Below are 17,230 nucleotides of genomic sequence, written 5' to 3' on the forward strand. Positions count from 1 at the left end.
TCCGGCAAGACCGGCTGCAAGGAAGGGGTGAGAACCAAGCAGATGACGCTTCCCTACGCCGGGATTAACCGGGTCAGGTTCCAAGGGTATTTCTCACCCGTGCAACATGAAGCGGCAACATTCCACAATCAGACTGGATATGGACACCACAACACAGCGCACAGGACCCCTAGCGATGCTGTGAAGGTAAGGTAAATGTGGGATAATCGCAAGTTATCGTCATGACACGCTGTCCGGGCGGCCGGTTTTTCGGGATACCGATTGACTGCTGCTGGCAGCCAGCCCTTCGGAGTAAGCTGATGGATTTTGAAAATGCCCGTTTCAACATGGTCGAGCAGCAGATTCGTCCGTGGGACGTACTTGACCCCAAGATTCTGGACCTGCTGTTTCACGTGAAACGCGAAGATTTCGTCGCTGCCGACAAGCGCCAGCTGGCCTTTGTCGACACCGAACTGCCGCTGCCCAATGGCGGCAAGATGCTGCAACCGAAGCTGGAAGCACGTCTGGCACAGGATGTCGCCGTACAGCCGCAAGACAAGATTCTGGAAGTCGGCACCGGCGCCGGTTACCTGACCGCCCTCTTGGCCAAGCTGGGCCGCCACGTATATAGCGTCGAGATTAATGCCGCCACCCGCGAAGCGGCTGCCGCCAACCTGAAAAAAGCCGGCATCGGCAATGTCACCCTGGTGGAAGGCAACGGCCTGGATGGCCTGAAGGAACAAGCCCCGTTCGACGTGATCGTGGTAGGTGGTTCGCTGCCGGTGGTGCCGGAAACCCTGAAAGCCCAGCTGGCCGTCGGTGGCCGCATGATTGTGGTGGTGGGTGACCTGCCGGCCATGAGCTGCAAGCTGATCAAGCGCGTCAGCGAAAGCGGCTTCAGCGAAACCAATCTGTTCGAAACCTGTATTTCCCATCTGGCCAAGGCTGAAGCCATCGAGCCTGAACGTTTCGTATTCTGATGATTCGCGAAATCTCCGCCCGCGACCTGGCCGCCTGGCGTGCCGACAGCACGGCAGCACAGCCGTTGTTGCTGGATGTGCGCGAGGACTGGGAAGTGCAGCTGGCCAGCATTGCCGGTTCGCTGCACATCCCGATGAACCTGATTCCGCTGCGCATGAGCGAACTGCCGGATGACCAGCCTATTGTCACCGTCTGCCATCATGGCGTACGCAGCTTCCAGGTTGGCCTGTATCTGGCCAATGCCGGTTTCGAACAGGTGCTGAGCCTGCAAGGCGGCGTGGAAGCCTGGGCCAATGATGTAGACCCGGGCATGGCGCATTACTGAGCCGGACAGTCCGCTACAGACAGCAGCAACAGATCGCAGCACAAGCAAGCCATTCCTGCCAGCGGGAATGGCTTTTGTTTTGGAACCGGCCGCCGTTTGCCACATCCAAACCGGCAATCAACCGACAAAATGGAATCCGTTTTGAGTCAGCAATCCCTCCCCTATCTTGCTCCGGCCCTGGCCCCGGTACACCCGGCCTGGGAAGCCGTCCTCAATACGCCGGACATCTTTGCCCACCTGCGCCAGATCGACCAGCAACTGCAACAGCAAGCCAGTCAGGGCAAAACGCTGTTTCCGCCACAGCCGCTCATTTTCAACAGCCTGCGCACCATGGCGCCGGCTGACATCAAGGTGGTGATTCTGGGGCAGGACCCTTACCACGGAGCAGGAGAAGCGATGGGCCTGTCCTTTTCGGTTCCGCCCGGCGTGCGTATTCCGCCCAGCCTGCGCAATATTTACAAGGAACTGGTGGCAGACCTGGGTGGCGGCATGCCGGCCAGTGGCGACCTGACCCACTGGGCCGAACAGGGCGTACTGTTGCTCAACAGCGTGCTGACCGTGGAAATGGACAAGGCAGGCAGCCATGGCAAGCTGGGCTGGCAGGCCATCACCGACGCGCTGATTGATGCGGTCAACCAGCAAAACCCCGGCTGTGTATTCTTGCTATGGGGCAACTGGGCACAGACCAAGGCCGATCGGATTGATACCGGCCGCCACCTGGTGCTGACTGCAGCACATCCCTCGCCGCTATCCGCCAGCCGCGGCTTTCACGGCTGTCGGCATTTCTCGCAGGTCAATGCCTGGCTGGCCGCCCATGGCCGCGACACCATCCGCTGGATGCCCGCCAGCAGCCAGAACAGCCTGTTCTGATACGGAATGGCTGCAGGGTTGCCCAGCACAACCTTGCAGCGCAAAACCCGGCTTTTCAGCCAGTCAGCATTGCCCTAAGCTAGCAAGGGTCATCTTTCTCCCCGCCGCCCATCGTGGATATTTTCTTTCTGTTTGTACTGATTGTGCTGAATGGCGCCTTTGCCATGTCTGAAATTGCGATTGTTTCTTCGCGCAAGATCCGCCTGCAGCAATGGGCAGAAGAAGGGCGTCGCGGGGCGCGCTCGGCACTGCGTCTGGCAGAGGAACCCACCCGTTTCCTGTCAACGGTGCAGATCGGCATCACCAGCATCAGCATTTTCTCCGGCGTGTACGGTGAAGCGGCGCTGTCCGAACATTTGCAGGACTGGCTGGAGATGAACCTGCCGCAGCTGCATGCCTATAACAAGCCGCTGTCCGTGGCACTGATGGTGGCCGCCATCACCGCCTTGTCGCTGGTGTTTGGCGAGCTGGTACCCAAGCGGCTGGCCATGCTGAACCCGGAAGGCATCGCCAGCACCCTGGCCCCGCCCATGCTGCTGCTCTCGCGCCTGGCTGCCCCGCTGGTACGCCTGCTGTCACGGCTGACCGACACCCTGCTGCGACTGATCGGCGCGCGCAAGAGCAATGAACCCTCCATTACCGAAGAAGAAATCCGGGTGCTGATGGAACAGGGTGCGGACGAAGGCATTTTCGACCGTGCCGAGCAGGAGCTGGTGGAAAACATCTTCCGGCTGGACGATCGCAAGGTTGCCGCGGTGATGACCCCGCGCAAGGATATCGTTTCCATTGATATCGAAGACCAGCAACACGACAACCGCCAGTTGCTGATATCGCACGCTTACAGCCATTTCCCGGTGTGCAAGGGCGGCATGGAACATGTGCTGGGCATTCTGGACACCAAACGCATGCTGGACCGGGTACTGGCCGGGCAAAGCGTGGATTTCATTGCCGACCTGCAAATACCGCTCTACGTTCCGGCCACGGTAACGCTGATGCAACTGATGGAACAGTTCCGTCTGGCCCACACCCATCTGGCACTGGTGGTGGACGAATACGGCGAACTGGAAGGCCTGGTCACCATGAATGATGTGCTGGAAACGGTGGTGGGCGATTTGCCTTCCATCCATGCCGATGGCGAAGACGACGAGATCGTGCGGCGCGAGGATGGCAGCTATCTGGTGGACGGCATGGTGACGCTGGACAGCTTCCGCCAGTATTTTGAGGTTGATCAGTCACTGCCGGGAGAAGACACCGGCAATATCCACACGCTGGGCGGCGTGATGATGTTCCAGCTGGGCCGGGTACCATCAGCGGCAGACCGCTTTGACTGGCAAGGCTTCAGTTTTGAAGTGATGGACATGGACAAGACCCGGGTGGACAAAATCCTCGTCAGCCGGCTGCCCTCCAGCCGCCTGGAGCAGAACGACAACTGAGAAAGTGAAAAACCGCCCGAGGGCGGTTTTTTATTGACCGGGCTGCGGTTCCAGACGCTTGCGGTAGCGCTCGGTCCACAAGAACAACAGCGGATTGAGCAGAATGGACAGAATGGCCCCGGCCAGAATCAGCGAATGGCTGTGTTCGTTCATCAGACCCAGCGCAATACCCAGCCCGGCCAGAATGAAAGAAAACTCGCCAATCTGCGCCAGGCTGGCGGCAATGGTAAGCGCCGTGGCCGGGCTACGGCCAAACAGGCGCACGATGCCGTAAGCGCCCAGCGATTTGCCCACCACGATGATCAGCAGTGTTCCCAGCACTTCCCAGAAGTTATGCAGCAACACCGACGGGTTGAGCAGCATGCCGACCGAGACAAAAAACAGCACGGAGAAAGCGTCGCGCAGCGGCAGTGATTCTTCGGCCGCACGGTGGCTCAGTGGCGATTCGGCCAGCACCATGCCGGCAAAGAATGCGCCCAGCGCAAACGACACATCAAACAGCAAGGAGGCGCCGTAGGCCACACCCAGTGCGGTGGACAACACGGCGAGGCGAAACAGTTCGCGGCTGCCGGTGTAGACAATGCGCTCCAGCATCCACGGCAAAAAACGTCGGCCAAACACCAGCATCAGCGCGACAAAGGCCGCCACCTTGCCCAGCGTCAGCAGGATGGTCCACAGCACCGCGCTGCCACTGATCACCGTATCCGCGCCCTTGCCACCCAGCACACCGGCAAAGATGGGCAGCAACACCAGCGTCAGCACCATCACCAGGTCTTCCACCACCAGCCAGCCAATGGCGATCTTGCCATCGTCAGTCTGTTCCAGATTCTTTTCCTGCAAGGCCTTGAGCAATACCACCGTGCTGGCGGTGGACAGCGCCAGGCCAAACACCACGCCCTCCCCCACAGGCCAGCCCAGCAGCTGGGACATGCCCAGCCCCAGTACGGTGGCCAGCAGGATCTGCCCGATGGCACCGGGCAGCGCAATGGTTTTTACCGCCAGCAAGTCTCGGACCGAAAAATGCAAACCCACACCGAACATCAGCAAAATCACGCCCATCTCCGCCAATTGTGGTGCGATCTGGCTGTCCGCAGTAAAACCCGGGGTGAACGGACCGGCCACGATGCCGGCACACAGATAGCCGATCAGCGGCGGCAAACGCAAGCGGAAGGCCAGCGTGCCCAGCATGAAGGCAAATACCAGACTGCCGACAATGGTGGCAATCAGGGGTGAATGATGAAGCATGGCTCAGCCCTCCATTCCAGTTTCAATACATGACAGATTGCCGGAATATCGATGTAGTTCCACTTAATATCAAAATTTCAGCAAAATATTAAAATTAACTTATTTTGCATAAAATTTCCTGCTGGCTGTTTGCCTGCCAGTCCGCGCTTATCCTTGTGAATTCATCCACTTGTAGCGGATTTTCCAGCATGGAAAGGCTCTGGTAACAAAACAAGCAGCATGCAGTCATGCGGACATGTCATCCTGCCTTGTCCAGCTCCCTTCTGCCCCTGTCATTGCATGCACTGCGGTTTGCAGCACCCGGGCGGGAGCGTATGCTCTGAGCACTTGCAATCCCCTTCAATCCCCATCTTTCCAGCCCCGGAGCCTGCATGCGTTGCCCTGCCGTGTTGATGTTGTTGCCCGCCCTGCTTTGCTGCCAGTCGGTATTTGCCGACGAACCCGTACACAGCATGACGCTGAGCCTGGACGGCAACCTGTACCAGACGGATGCCGGCACCGGCAGCAAGCTGCAACCCTCGTTGTCGCTACGCCACGATACCGCCTATGGCAGCCTGTTCGTGCAACAAGGTGAAGCCGGGCTGGGCCTGCCCGCGCCGGGCGGCTGGATGACGCTGGCCGCCGCCAATGAAAGCCAGTGGGAGCTGGGGGCCAATTCCAGCCACTGGATGGGTGTGCTGCGTTATGGTGTGGATCTGCCGCAGGATGGCTCGGTATCCATCGGCTATGCCGACAGGCTGGGTAATAGCAGTCCGGGCAAGATGCTGCTGATGAATCTGGACCTCACCCTGGGCAACTGGCGCAACCAGCGCATCAGCCTGCTGGGCTGGGCCAGCCTGGCCAACACACAACGGGCACAAAGCCTGGGGCACCAGGCCATTGGTGGTGGCTGGCATCTGGAACAAAGCAATCTGCTGCTGATGCTGAACCACCCGTTCAACCCGCGCTGGTCGCTGGATGTAGGTGCAGGTTCACGCTGGATGGCAGATCAACAGGCCAGCCACAGCGCGGGCTGGCAAGCGGTACTCGGCATCAACTGCAAGTTGTACTGAGCACGGCTCGTAATATGGCGCAGGCGGGGCTACAAGCGCCTGCCACACACCGTACTCATGCGCGAGCCGCTCCAGCGTCGTTCCGGGTCGGCAAAACTCTGCAATTCCTGTAAACCCGCCTTCTGCATCATGCCGGCCGAGCCGGCATTTTGCTGATGCCTGTCCGCACACAGCCAGCGACAGCCTTGCTGGCGCAATACCTCGCATACCATCAGCAACAAACGGCTGCCCAGGCCCTGACCGGCCGCATCACGGCTTACCACCGCTTCAATCAGAAAAGCAGCCTCGCTGGCTGCGATGTCAGCCGGACGATGTGCCGGGTAGGCATCAGAACGGTCAAACAGCATCACCGCCAGCAACTGGCCCTGCTGTTCTGCCAGCAAGCCTTGTACGGTTCCGCTGGCCAGGCCGGACAGTGTCTGCTCCACCCCCTGTTGCGGCAGGTAGTTCCAGTCATTCGGGCCATGGCTCATGATCAATTGCAGTAATGCAGCCTGATCGGCAGGCTGGGCCGCACGAATTTGCATGTTTTTCCCCTCATCGATGCCCCGTGCCATGCAGTTTCCTGCTTCAACAGCGCAGAAAGGCCGTTTGCCGCCTTCCTGCGCTGTCAGCAGCTCGTTACTGGTCTGAACGCTCAGAACGGCTTAAAACCGTGTTCATGCCCCGGCATGGTCATGTAACTGCACCTGACAGGCGGTGATTCAGTATTTTTTGCCCAGCCGGTGCAGCTCATTGAGCTTGGCGTATTTGATATAGCTGTTGAAGCAACCAATGCTGATGTGGACAAGTCCGGGCAAACCATCCAGAAAACCACGGCGTACCAGGTAAAACTTGGTAAAGCGCAACAGCGGGCTGAACACCAGCTTGCTCCATCCCGCCTTTTTCCCGCGCTTATACAGCATTTCGGCTTGCAAACTGGTGTAGCGATTCTGCTTGGTAAGGTAAAGCGCAATGTCCTCGCCCGATTCATGCATCAGGTCGCCGGACAGTTTTTCCACAGCGCCATCGCACTGCACGTACTCATGCACCACATCATCCGACCAGCGTGCCTGACGTCGGTCAAACAGCCGCAAGCTCCAGTCCGGATAACCTTCTCCATGCTTCAGAAAACGACCCATGAAACGGTTGCTGCGGGCAAAACGGTAGGCAGCTGCCTGTGGATTGTTCAGTATCTGTTTGATTTGATTGGTCAATTCTGCTGATGGCCATTCGTCTGCATCCAGACACAATACCCAGTCATGGCTGGCAGCCTGTACGGCAAATTGCTTCTGCGGACCGAATCCCAGCCAGTCCTGGTGGATAACTTTTGCCTTATAGGCAGAAGCTATCGCCACGGTTTCATCTGTACTGCCTGAATCCACCACCACGATTTCGTCTGCCCATTGCACGCTGGCCAGTGTTTTTTCCAGTTGTGCAGCTGCATTTTTGGTGATGAGTACAACGCTGAGCGGCTCTCGCATCTTTTCTTGTTATTCCCATATGTATATGGAAGAAACTGGTAGAAGAAGGTCATTTGTTGTGGATAACCTTGTTTTTACCAGTCTGTTCAATGATTTAGGCTACTGCAAAAGGTGTTGAACAGCGCATTGTGCTGTCCATGACGGTTTGTGGATAACTTGTCGTCCAGTCTGAAAACCCTGTTTATCCACATGCTGTCAGCCGCATGCCCATGCCACCCTGTGAGCAGGCATTTTTGTGCTGCTTCCCTTATTTATCTTAAACGGAATTTTATTATGAAGAGACTAATGAGAGGAGAGCGTTTCTGTTGATAACCCGGAAAAACCCATGTTCTGTCAGTAGTTTGCCTTGTTGATGGCACTGGGATTAATCAGGCTGGCCACACGGTGGCAGATTGTGGATAAATCAGCACATTTTTATTCACAGGCGTTTATCCACAATACTTGCCTGTGGATTCAGCCAGCTTAATCACAACGGTTTGGCGCAAGCTTCGGTTACAATGCGCGCCATGATGAACGTACTGATCGTGCGTACCTCGTCGATGGGCGACCTTATCCACACCTGGCCTGCCATTACCGAGCTGAAAACGCACTACCCCAACCTTCGTATCAGCTGGCTGGCCGAAGAAAACTTTGCCGACATCCCGCGTTTGCACCCGGCGGTGGAGCAGGTTATTCCCATGGCATGGCGTCGCTGGCGCAAGCGCCTGTTTGCGGCGGAAACCCGGGCGGAAATGAAGGCGGTTTATCAACAGCTGCAAGCCACACAGTGGGATCTGGTGGTGGATTGCCAGGGCCTGTTGAAAAGTGCCATTCCAGCCAAGCTCAGCCGTGGCCCGCTGGCCGGTTACGACCGTCACAGCATTCGCGAACCCTTGGCCTGCCTGTTGTACGACAAGACCCACCGGGTGGACTGGTCCTTGTCTGCGGTGGAACGCTGCCGTTTGCTGCTGGCCAAGGTGTTTGGCTACCAGCCGGAAGGCAGCCCGCGTTTTGGCGTACCGGCGGCAGCCCGTCCAGACTGGTTGCCGCAAGGCGAATACGCGGTGCTACTGCATGCCACCAGCCGTGCATCCAAGGAATGGCCGGAACAACATTGGATTGCGCTGGGTGAAAAACTTGCAGCACAGCATGGTCTGCAACTGATCATTCCCTGGGGCAATGCTGCCGAACAGCAAAGGGCTGAGCGCCTGGCCGCGGCCATGCCGCAGGCCGTGGTGGCACCACGCATGAACCTGATTGAAGCCTGTGGCTTGCTCGGCCATGCCCGCGCTGTCATCGGCGTGGATACCGGCCTGTGTCATCTGGCCAATGCGCTGAATGTGCCGCTGGTGGCCATATATACCGATACCGACCCAAGCAAGACCGGCGTGGTGGAAACCGCCTGGGCGACCAATCTGGGCAATATCGGCCAGTGCCCGACGGTGGAAGCGGTGTATCAGGCATTGCTGGCGCGCAAGGACATGCAATGAACTGGCGGCGCGGCTTGTATTCCATGCTGTGGTGGGCTGCCACGCCGCTGATTCGCCGTTATCTGGAAAAGCGTGCACGCAAGGCACCGGCCTATCTGCAGCACTGGGACGAACGTTTCGGCGAGGCGACTCAGCCGCGGACGACCGGGGCCATCTGGATTCACGCGGTATCGGTGGGCGAAACCCGTGCCGCCCTGCCGCTGATCCAGGCCATTCGCCAGCACTGGCCGGATGCGCCGCTGCTGCTTACCCAGATGACTCCCACCGGGCGCGATACCGCCTGCCAGCTCTACCCTGATGCCGAAGTGCGTTATCTGCCCTACGACTATCCCGGTGCGGTGCGGGATTTTCTGGCCGTGTGGCAGCCACGCTTTGGCGTGCTGATGGAAACCGAGCTGTGGCCCAATCTGCTACATGCGGCGCGCCAGCAAGGTGTGCCGGTTTTTCTGGCCAATGCGCGGTTGTCGGAAAAATCGCTGCGCGGCTATCGCCGCATTCAGGGGCTGATTGGCCCGGCCTTGCGTGATTTGACGGCCATTGCTGCGCAAAGCCTGCAGGATGCCGAACGTTTGCAGCAATTGGGCGCTGTTTCCCCGCAAGTCTGTGGCAATACCAAGTATGATTTCACTCCGCCAGCCGCCATGGCCGAACTGGCAGCGCAGTTTCGCCAGCGTACAGGCAACCGTCCGGTATTCATTTGCGCCAGTACGCGCGATGGCGAGGAACAACTGATCCTGCAGGCCTGGCAACAGGCCGAGGTGGGCAATACCCTGCTGCTGCTGGTGCCGCGTCACCCGGAACGCTTCGACAGCGTGGCCGCGCTGGCACAGGACATGGGCTTTGCCGTGCAACGGCGCAGTGACAACAGCAAGATTGCTGCCGCTACCCGCGTGTGGCTGGGCGACAGCATGGGCGAGCTGTTTGCCTACTATGGCTGTGCCGATGTGGCTTTTGTCGGTGGCAGTCTGCTGCCATTGGGTGGGCAGAACCTGATCGAGCCCGCCAGCCTCGGCCTGCCGGTCTTGTTTGGCCCGTCCATGTTCAACTTTGCCCAGGCCAGTGAATTGGCGCTGGAGGCTGGCGCTGCCTGGCAAGTGGCAGACGCTGCGGCCCTGGTGCAGCAGGTGCTGGGCTTGTTGCAGGACGATGCCCGTCGTCAGCAGATGCACAGCGCTGCGCTGGCGTTTACCGCGGCGCACCGTGGTGCCAGCCAGCGCATAGTCCAGTTACTGCAGGCGCATCTGCCTGCCTGATACAGCGGCCCGCCAATGGGCCGCTGTTGCCTGCCCGCCACGGCGGGCCAGCCATTTCCTGTCCTGCATCAATCAATACCGAATATTGCTTTGCCATTTTTATACACATGTATAAATTGGCAGCATGAACAGCGAAACAGCTTCTCATCCCACCCGTAGCCTGCTGCTGCAACATGGCTTGCAGCACCTGCGTCAGCATGGCCTGCGCCAGTTGACCGTACGGGGCATCTGCCAGCAGGCCGGGGTCAATCCCGGTGGTTTTGTCTATCACTTTGGTAACCGCCAGCACTATGTCAGCACCCTGCTGGAGCTGTGGTACGCACCCTTGTACCGGCAATTGCAGGACAGCCTGCAGCAGCAGGGCGAACCCTTGAGCCGCCTGTCGGCCATGCTGCTGCAGCTGGTGGCTTTTGCCAAAGCCGAGGGCGGGGTGATCAGCCAGTTGCTGCTGGATGCCGGCGCAGGCGAGGTGGCCGCGGTGGAATTCATCCGCAATCTGGCACCGCGTCATCCACAGTTGTTATTGCAATGCCTGAGCGAGGCGCAGCAGGCCGGTCAGCTGTGTCAGGCACCACCCTTGCACCAGCTGATGTATCTGATGTCGGCACTGGGTTTTCCGGTGTTGTTGCAACAGCTGAGCAGCGGCAAGCACATCCTGCCCACGCTGCTGGAGCAGGGTTTGGCCAGCTATGCGCTGGAACCGGAACATTTGCAGCAAAGATTGCACTGGGCCCTGAAAGGCCTCAGTGCCAGGGAGCTGGCGCAATGAACAAGAAACGCATGGTGGCGGGACTGCTGGTGTTGGGGCTGCTGGCCGCAGGCATCTGGCACTGGCAGCAGGGCAAGAATGGTGCTGAGCTGGTGCTGTCCGGCAATGTGGATATCCGCGAGGTGAATTTGTCTTTCCGCGTGGGTGGCCGCCTGCAGCAAGTGCTGGTGGACGAAGGCGCAACGGTGAAGGCCGGGCAGATTCTGGCCCGGCTGGACGATGCCCCGCAACGCAATGCCGTGGCCGATGCCGAAGCGGCACTCTCTGCACTCAAGGCCCGGCAGTCGCTGATGCACCAGGGGTATCGGGCGGAAGATGTGGCACAGGCCCGCGCCACGCTGGATGCCCGCCAGGCCGTGCTGACCGATGCCAATGCTGCCTGGCAGCGACAACAGGAACTGGCCGGCAGCGGTGCCGCAGCGGTGAAGGCGCTGGATGCCGCCCGCTCCGCTCGCGAGCAGGCACAAGCGCAGTATCAGGCCGCGCAACAGCAATACCAGGCACTGAGCAAGGGCTACCGGCCGCAGGAAGTGGCCGAAGTGGACGCCAATGTGAAACGGGCCGAGGCCCAGCTGGCCAGCGCCAAGTTGCAACTGGCCGATACCGTGCTGAGTGCACCGTCGGACGGCATCATCCTCACCCGCGTGCTGGAGCCGGGCAGCATGCTGGCCGCCGGAGCCAGCACCTTGACCCTGTCGCTCACCCGGCAGGTGTGGGTGCGGGCCTATGTAGGCGAAACCCAGCTGGGCCAGACCCAGCCGGGACGCAAGGTGTGGGTTTATCGCGATGGCCGCAGCCAGCCCTATGCCGCCGTGGTGGGCTTTGTCTCGCCCACGGCGGAATTCACCCCCAAGAATGTGGAAACGGCTGATCTGCGTACCGCCCAGGTTTACCGCCTGCGCGTCATCATCTCCCAGCCGGATGCCGCCTTGCGTCAGGGCATGCCGGTGACGGTGAAGCTGGCCCGGCCATGAATACGGCAGACAGCGATATCGCCATCCGCCTGCGCGCGCTGGGCCATGCCTTTGCTGGTCGCCCGGCCCTGCATGCGCTGGATGCCGACATCCGCCGCGGCATCATCACCGGGCTGGTGGGGCCGGATGGTGCCGGCAAGACCACCCTGCTGCGGCTGATGGCCGGCCTGCTCAAGCCTGACAGCGGCAGCTTGCAGGTGGAAGGGCTGGACCCGGTAACGGCGGGTGACGCACTGCGTACACAACTGGGCTATATGCCGCAAAAATTCGGCCTGTACGAAGACCTTACCGTGCTGGAAAACCTCACCTTGTATGCCGATTTGCGCGGGGTAACCGGCGCGGCGCGGGAAGAAAGTTTTCAGCGCCTGCTGGCCTTTACCGATCTGGCCCGCTTTACTGACCGGCTGGCCGGCAAATTGTCCGGCGGCATGAAACAGAAACTGGGCCTGGCCTGTACCCTGCTGGGTTCGCCGCGCATCCTGTTGCTGGACGAACCCTGTGTCGGGGTGGACCCCATCTCGCGCCGCGAGCTGTGGCGCATGGTCAGCAGTCTGGCCGATGGCGGCATGGCGGTGCTGTGGAGTACCTCGTATCTGGACGAGGCCGAGCTGTGCGGTGAAGTACTGCTGATGCACGAAGGCCGCCTGCAATACAGCGGCAGTCCGCAGGCGCTGATGGACAGCATGCAGGGCCGCAGCCTGCTGTTGCAGGGCATTGCGGGCAACCGTCGTCAGGTATTGCGCCGCGCACTACGTTGCCCGCAAGTGATAGACGGTGCGCTGCAAGGCCATGCGGTGCGGCTGGTGTTGCGCACGGCAGGCGAGCTGCCGGATCTTGCCAGTCTGGATGCCGGGCCGGATGCCAGCCTGCAGCCAGTCAAACCACGGCTGGAAGATGCCTTCATCGATTTGCTGGGTGGCGGGCCGGGGGGCGATTCACCACTGGCCGAACACATGCCGCCAGCGCGATTGCCGGACGGGGTGGATGCCGACGCCGTCATCGTGGCGGAACAGCTCACCCGCCGCTTTGGTGATTTTGTCGCCACCGACCATGTGGATTTCCGCATCCGCCGTGGCGAAATCTTCGGCCTGCTCGGCCCCAATGGCGCAGGCAAATCCACCACCTTCAAGATGATGTGCGGCCTGTTGCCGGTAAGCAGCGGTGCTGCGCGGGTGATGGGGCTGGACCTGAAAAAATCCGCCAGCCAGGCGCGGCAGCAAATCGGTTACATGGCGCAGAAATTTGCCCTGTACAGCAACCTCAGCGTGGCGCAGAACCTCGAGTTTTTCTCCGGCATCTATGGCCTGTCCGGTGCGCGCCAGCGTGCGGCAGTGGCCGACATGGTGCGGGTATTTGCCTTGCAGCCGTTTCTGGCCATGAATGCCGGGGAACTGCCGCTGGGTTTCAAGCAGCGGCTGGCGCTGGCCTGCGCGCTGATGCATCAGCCGCCCTTGCTGTTTCTGGACGAACCGACGTCGGGGGTAGACCCGGTCAGCCGCCGCGAATTCTGGAGCCATATCAACAGCCTGGTGGACAAGGGCGTCACGGTGATGGTGACCACCCACTTCATGGACGAAGCCGAATATTGCGATCGCATCGGCCTGGTGTATCGCGGCCGCATGATCGCCAGTGGCACGCCGGATGAACTCAAGGCCATGGTGATCAGCGCTGATTTGCCTGACCCCGCCATGGAAGACGCCTTCATCGCGCTGGTGGAACGTGACGACCGCTTGCGGGAGGCCACATGAGCATCAGCCTGCGTCGCCTTGCTGCGCTGTGCCGCAAGGAAAGCTACCAGATCGTGCGTGACCCCAGCAGCATCCTGATTGCCTTTGTGCTGCCGGTGCTGCTGCTGTTCATCTACGGCTACGGCATCAATCTGGATGCCAACCGGGTGCGTCTGGGCATCGTGCAGCAGGATGGCGGCGCAGAAGCCAGCCGTCTGGTGCAAACGCTGCAAGCCTCGCCCTATATCGCCGCCAGCCTGTCCACCTCCGAGTCCGCCATGCGTCAGCAATTGCAGCTGGGCGAGGTGCGCGGGGTGGTGATTGTGCGCAGTGATTTTTCCGCCAGGGTCAGGCAGGGTCAGGGTGCTGCCGCCATCCAGTTGCTGACCGACGGGGCCGAGCCCAATACCGCCAATTTTGTTGCCAGCTATGTGCAAGGGGTATTCCAGCTGTGGCTGAACCAGCGCCAGAGCGGCCAGCCGCCAGCGGCCACGCTGACCGTACAGCCGCGTTACTGGTTCAACCCCACCACAGTCAGCCGCAACTACCTGGTGCCCGGTTCCATCTCGGTCATCATGACCATCATCGGCGCGCTGCTCACCTCGCTGGTGGTGGCGCGCGAGTGGGAACGCGGCACCATGGAGGCGCTGCTGTCCACCCCTGTCACACGCGCCGAGCTGCTGCTGTCCAAAATCATCCCCTATTACCTGCTGGGCATGGCCGCCATGAGCATGTGCGTGCTGGTGGCCACGCTGGTGATGGGCGTGCCGCTGCGCGGTTCGCTATGGGTGCTGTTTGTGGTTACCAGCCTGTTCCTGGGTAGCGCGCTGGGGCTGGGTCTGTTGCTGTCCACCACCACGCGCAACCAGTTCATTGCCGCGCAGTTTGCGCTGACCGCGGCCTTCCTGCCCGCCATCATGCTGTCCGGCTTTGTTTTTGAAATCCGCAGCATGCCGCTGGCGGTACAGGCGGTGACTTACCTGATTCCGGCACGTTATTTTGTCAGCGCCTTGCAGACACTGTTCCAGGCTGGCGAAATCTGGCCGGTATTGCTGATCAACCTGCTGTTTCTGCTGCTGTCCGCCGCCTTCTGGCTGGGCCTGACTGCCTGGCGGACACCGCGCCGACTGGATGGCAACTGAGATGTGGCAACGTCTGCTCACCCTCATCCGCAAGGAAATGCAGGCGCTGCTGCGCACGCCGCAAAGCCGCCGCCTGCTGATTGCCCCGGTGCTGCTGCAACTGCTGCTGTTTCCGTTTGCCGCCACGCTGGAAGTGAAAAACAGCACACTGGCTGTGTTCAATCAGGATGGCGGTGCCGCTTCCATCGAGCTGGTGCAGCGGCTGGCTGCTACCCAGGCCTTTCCACAAGTGCTGATGCTGCACAGCCAGCAAGACATGCAGCAGGTGATAGATGGCCAGCAGGCCTTGTTGGCCATCAGCCTGCCGCAGGATTTCTCGCGCCGGCTGGCCAGTGGCCAGGGGGTGACGGTGCAGGCCATCATTGATGGCCGACGCAGCAACAGCGCGCAGATTGCCTATGGCTACGCGCTGCAAGTGGTGCAGCAGTTCGCCGCCGAGCGCAGCCGGCAAGCCGCACCGGCGCGGCTACTGGTGCAAAACCTGTACAACCCCAATCTGGAATACCGCTGGTTCGTGCTGCCCAGCCTGGTGGCCATCATCACCACCATCGGCTGCCTGATGGTGACTGCACTGTCGCTGGCCCGCGAGCGTGAAGAAGGCACCTTCGAACAGCTGCTGGTGTCGCCGCTGACCCCGGCCTACATCATGGCCGGCAAGGCGCTGCCCGGCATGCTGGTTGCGCTGGTGCAGGGCTGCATCATTGCCGTGGCCGCAGTATGGGTGTATCAGGTGCCGTTCAGCGGCACGGTGGGGCTGCTGATTGTCTCCATGCTGTGCTACGGGCTGTCGCTGGTGGGTTTCGGCCTGCTGATTTCCGCCCTCAGCAGCAATCAGCAGCAGGCTTTTCTTGGCTCGTTTGCCTTCATGTCGCCCGCGGTCATCCTGTCCGGCTACATGGCCCCGGTGGAAAACATGCCGCTGCCGCTGCGCATGGTCAGCGCGGTGGACCCGCTTACCCACTTCATCGTCATCGTCAAGGGCATCTTCCTGAAGGGCTATGGCCTGGCGGAGGCCTGGCCACACCTGTGGCCCTTGCTGGCCATTGCCGCCGGTACCCTGTTGCTGGCCTACCGGATGTTCCTGCAGAGGAGTCACTGATGTCACACCGTATCCTCTTCCCTTTGCTCTGCCCCCTGCTGGCACTTACTGCCTGTGCTGTCGGCCCGGATTACCACGCGCCGCAAACCACCTTGCCGGCGCAGTACCAATATCAGGCAGGCAGCAGCCAGCCGCAGTTGCAGCGCTGGTGGACGGTGTTTGACGACGCCGCGCTCAGCCAACTGGTGGAGCAGGCCTTGCAGTCCAGCCCGGATCTGGCCCAGGCAGATGCCCGCGTGCGCCAGGCACGGGCCAACCTGGGTGTGGTGGACAGTGCGCTGTGGCCGCAACTGAATGCCGGTGCGCGCAGCGGGCGCGACCAGTTCAGCCGCAATAGCGAAAATTTTGCCAACATCCCGTTTGCCAATCCGCGCACCGGCTTTAACGACCAGCGCCTGCAACTGGATGCCAGCTGGGAAATCGACCTGTTCGGCCATACCGCGCGCAGCCGCGAAGCTGCCAGCGCCCGGCTGGACAGCATGCAGGAACAGCAGGCCGATGTGGCGCTGCGGGTGGCGGCGGAGGTGGCGCGCAATGTGATTGATTACCGTGGCTGGGTGGCACGCCAGCGCAATCTGGAAAGCCAGCTGGCAGCGGCGCGGGAAAACCTGCGCTTGATTGCGCTGCAACGTCAGGCTGGGGAAATTTCCGACAGCGAGCTGAACCAGACCAGTGCGGCTGTAGCCAGCCTGCAAGCGGCGCTGCCAGCCCTGCAAACCGCACAAGGTGCCGCCGTGGCCGCCCTCAGCGTATTGCTGGACCAGTCCCAGTCCCAGTCCCAGTTGCTGGCCACGCTGGCAGCGGAACGGCCCATTCCTGCCACGCTGGCGCAGGCACCGGTGGGCATGCCGGCTGACTTGTTGCGGCGGCGGGCGGATATCCGTCAGGCTGAGCGCGAACTGGCGGCGGCCACGGCCGATATCGGCGTGGCGGTGGCCGAACAATATCCGCGGCTGGTGCTGGTGGGCAGTGGCGGCTGGGATTCCATCCACGAAGGCAGTCTCACTGCCGCCGCCAGTCGCTTCTGGAATGTCGGCCCGCAACTGAGCCTGCCCCTGTTTACCGGTGGACGGCTGAAAAACCAGGTGACAGCGCGTGAAGCGGCGCGGGATGCGGCGCTGGCGGTGTATCGGCAAAAGGTGCTGGCGGCGCTGGCTGACACCGAAACCGCCTTGCTGCGCTACCAGCAGGAGGCTCTGCGGCAACAGGCGCTGCATGCCGGGTTGCAGCTTGCCGGGCGGCAGCTGGAGATTGCCCGCCAGCGCTTCCGGGTGGGTGAAGCAGCGCAAACCGAGGTCTTGGCACAACAACAGGCCGAGGCACAGCAGCGCGAAGCCTGGCTGGCATCGCGTCAGGCACAGGCAGAAAACCTGGTGGCGCTGTTCAAGACCCTGGGTGGAGATGTCAGATAAGCCTCCCGGCTGGTGGCCGGGAGGTGGGTACTAATGC

General features: G+C 60.9%; 16 protein-coding genes and 1 riboswitch. Of the genes, 13 read left to right on the forward strand and 3 right to left on the reverse strand.

Annotation, left to right across the window (positions count from 1 at the left end):
* Positions 1-33: 33 nt before the first annotated feature.
* Positions 34-181, reverse strand: a riboswitch (TPP riboswitch).
* A gap of 118 nt (positions 182-299) precedes the next feature.
* The 4 genes from ACE3SE_RS07145 to ACE3SE_RS07160 all read left to right on the forward strand — a co-directional run bounded on the left by ACE3SE_RS07145 (position 300) and on the right by ACE3SE_RS07160 (position 3,588).
* Positions 300-959, forward strand: a complete 660-nt coding sequence (locus ACE3SE_RS07145) for a protein-L-isoaspartate O-methyltransferase family protein (protein ID WP_374554364.1) — start codon at positions 300-302, stop codon at positions 957-959.
* Positions 956-1,285, forward strand: coding sequence for a rhodanese-like domain-containing protein (locus tag ACE3SE_RS07150; protein WP_370302995.1), 330 nt, complete (start codon positions 956-958; stop codon positions 1,283-1,285). Before ACE3SE_RS07145 ends, ACE3SE_RS07150 begins: the two co-directional genes overlap by 4 nt.
* Positions 1,286-1,426: 141 nt before the next feature.
* Positions 1,427-2,155 (forward strand): uracil-DNA glycosylase, encoded by a 729-nt coding sequence (gene ung / locus ACE3SE_RS07155; protein ID WP_374554365.1) that lies wholly within the window; start codon positions 1,427-1,429, stop codon positions 2,153-2,155.
* Between the two features lie 113 nt (positions 2,156-2,268).
* The gene (locus ACE3SE_RS07160) at positions 2,269-3,588 is read left to right on the forward strand and encodes a hemolysin family protein (protein WP_082086355.1); all 1,320 of its coding nucleotides are present in this window, start codon (positions 2,269-2,271) and stop codon (positions 3,586-3,588) included.
* Positions 3,589-3,618: 30 nt separating this feature from the next.
* On the opposite strand, the gene ACE3SE_RS07165 is transcribed toward ACE3SE_RS07160, so the two are convergent.
* The gene (locus ACE3SE_RS07165; RefSeq protein WP_052693845.1) at positions 3,619-4,833 is read right to left on the reverse strand and encodes a cation:proton antiporter domain-containing protein; all 1,215 of its coding nucleotides are present in this window, start codon (positions 4,831-4,833) and stop codon (positions 3,619-3,621) included.
* A 371-nt stretch (positions 4,834-5,204) separates the two neighbouring features.
* Here ACE3SE_RS07165 and ACE3SE_RS07170 point away from each other — a divergent pair, with 371 nt between their 5' ends.
* A complete protein-coding gene (locus tag ACE3SE_RS07170; protein ID WP_374554366.1) occupies positions 5,205-5,885 on the forward strand; it encodes a hypothetical protein in 681 nt (226 codons plus the stop codon).
* Between the two features lie 29 nt (positions 5,886-5,914).
* On the opposite strand, the gene ACE3SE_RS07175 is transcribed toward ACE3SE_RS07170, so the two are convergent.
* Together ACE3SE_RS07175 and ACE3SE_RS07180 are read right to left on the reverse strand one after the other, a co-directional pair.
* Positions 5,915-6,412, reverse strand: coding sequence for a GNAT family N-acetyltransferase (locus ACE3SE_RS07175; RefSeq protein ID WP_374554367.1), 498 nt, complete (start codon positions 6,410-6,412; stop codon positions 5,915-5,917).
* Positions 6,413-6,589: 177 nt separating this feature from the next.
* Positions 6,590-7,348 carry a glycosyltransferase family 2 protein gene (locus ACE3SE_RS07180; protein ID WP_374554368.1) on the reverse strand — a complete coding sequence of 253 codons (759 nt, stop codon included), beginning with the start codon at positions 7,346-7,348 and terminating at the stop codon, positions 6,590-6,592.
* Between the two features lie 509 nt (positions 7,349-7,857).
* Between ACE3SE_RS07180 and waaC the strand changes: the two genes are divergently transcribed.
* The 8 genes from waaC to ACE3SE_RS07220 all read left to right on the forward strand — a co-directional run bounded on the left by waaC (position 7,858) and on the right by ACE3SE_RS07220 (position 17,193).
* Entirely contained in the window at positions 7,858-8,817 is a 960-nt protein-coding gene (gene waaC / locus ACE3SE_RS07185; protein ID WP_374554393.1) for a lipopolysaccharide heptosyltransferase I, read from the forward strand.
* Positions 8,814-10,070, forward strand: a complete 1,257-nt coding sequence (gene waaA / locus ACE3SE_RS07190; RefSeq protein WP_374554369.1) for a lipid IV(A) 3-deoxy-D-manno-octulosonic acid transferase — start codon at positions 8,814-8,816, stop codon at positions 10,068-10,070. The genes waaC and waaA overlap by 4 nt, the downstream gene beginning before the upstream one ends.
* Before the next feature lie 124 nt (positions 10,071-10,194).
* Complete coding sequence (locus ACE3SE_RS07195; RefSeq protein WP_062788968.1) at positions 10,195-10,839, forward strand: TetR/AcrR family transcriptional regulator; 645 nt, start codon at positions 10,195-10,197, stop codon at positions 10,837-10,839.
* On the forward strand, positions 10,836-11,813 hold the full coding sequence (gene hlyD / locus ACE3SE_RS07200) for a secretion protein HlyD (RefSeq protein WP_374554370.1): 978 nt from the start codon (positions 10,836-10,838) through the stop codon (positions 11,811-11,813). The genes ACE3SE_RS07195 and hlyD overlap by 4 nt, the downstream gene beginning before the upstream one ends.
* A complete protein-coding gene (locus ACE3SE_RS07205) occupies positions 11,810-13,561 on the forward strand; it encodes an ATP-binding cassette domain-containing protein (RefSeq protein ID WP_374554371.1) in 1,752 nt (583 codons plus the stop codon). Before hlyD ends, ACE3SE_RS07205 begins: the two co-directional genes overlap by 4 nt.
* Entirely contained in the window at positions 13,558-14,682 is a 1,125-nt protein-coding gene (locus ACE3SE_RS07210) for an ABC transporter permease (protein ID WP_374554372.1), read from the forward strand. Before ACE3SE_RS07205 ends, ACE3SE_RS07210 begins: the two co-directional genes overlap by 4 nt.
* A 1-nt stretch (position 14,683) precedes the next feature.
* Positions 14,684-15,781 (forward strand): ABC transporter permease, encoded by a 1,098-nt coding sequence (locus ACE3SE_RS07215; protein WP_374554373.1) that lies wholly within the window; start codon positions 14,684-14,686, stop codon positions 15,779-15,781.
* Positions 15,781-17,193, forward strand: coding sequence for an efflux transporter outer membrane subunit (locus ACE3SE_RS07220; protein ID WP_374554374.1), 1,413 nt, complete (start codon positions 15,781-15,783; stop codon positions 17,191-17,193). The genes ACE3SE_RS07215 and ACE3SE_RS07220 overlap by 1 nt, the downstream gene beginning before the upstream one ends.
* Positions 17,194-17,230 lie beyond the last annotated feature (37 nt).

Source organism: Aquitalea pelogenes (assembly GCF_041914625.1).
GTDB lineage: Bacteria > Pseudomonadota > Gammaproteobacteria > Burkholderiales > Chromobacteriaceae > Aquitalea > Aquitalea pelogenes.

Bases quoted from the DNA above. Each gene is read 5' to 3' on its own strand.
- ACE3SE_RS07165 (WP_052693845.1), bottom strand. From the start codon at position 4,833: ATGCTTCATCATTCACCCCTGATTGCCACCATTGTCGGCAGTCTGGTA.
- ACE3SE_RS07195 (WP_062788968.1), top strand. From the start codon at position 10,195: ATGAACAGCGAAACAGCTTCTCATCCCACCCGTAGCCTGCTGCTGCAA.
- ACE3SE_RS07220 (WP_374554374.1), top strand. From the start codon at position 15,781: ATGTCACACCGTATCCTCTTCCCTTTGCTCTGCCCCCTGCTGGCACTT.
- ACE3SE_RS07175 (WP_374554367.1), bottom strand. From the start codon at position 6,412: ATGCAAATTCGTGCGGCCCAGCCTGCCGATCAGGCTGCATTACTGCAA.
- ACE3SE_RS07205 (WP_374554371.1), top strand. From the start codon at position 11,810: ATGAATACGGCAGACAGCGATATCGCCATCCGCCTGCGCGCGCTGGGC.
- ACE3SE_RS07170 (WP_374554366.1), top strand. From the start codon at position 5,205: ATGCGTTGCCCTGCCGTGTTGATGTTGTTGCCCGCCCTGCTTTGCTGC.
- ACE3SE_RS07145 (WP_374554364.1), top strand. From the start codon at position 300: ATGGATTTTGAAAATGCCCGTTTCAACATGGTCGAGCAGCAGATTCGT.
- ACE3SE_RS07215 (WP_374554373.1), top strand. From the start codon at position 14,684: ATGTGGCAACGTCTGCTCACCCTCATCCGCAAGGAAATGCAGGCGCTG.
- waaA (WP_374554369.1), top strand. From the start codon at position 8,814: ATGAACTGGCGGCGCGGCTTGTATTCCATGCTGTGGTGGGCTGCCACG.
- hlyD (WP_374554370.1), top strand. From the start codon at position 10,836: ATGAACAAGAAACGCATGGTGGCGGGACTGCTGGTGTTGGGGCTGCTG.
- waaC (WP_374554393.1), top strand. From the start codon at position 7,858: ATGAACGTACTGATCGTGCGTACCTCGTCGATGGGCGACCTTATCCAC.
- ACE3SE_RS07210 (WP_374554372.1), top strand. From the start codon at position 13,558: ATGAGCATCAGCCTGCGTCGCCTTGCTGCGCTGTGCCGCAAGGAAAGC.
- ACE3SE_RS07180 (WP_374554368.1), bottom strand. From the start codon at position 7,348: ATGCGAGAGCCGCTCAGCGTTGTACTCATCACCAAAAATGCAGCTGCA.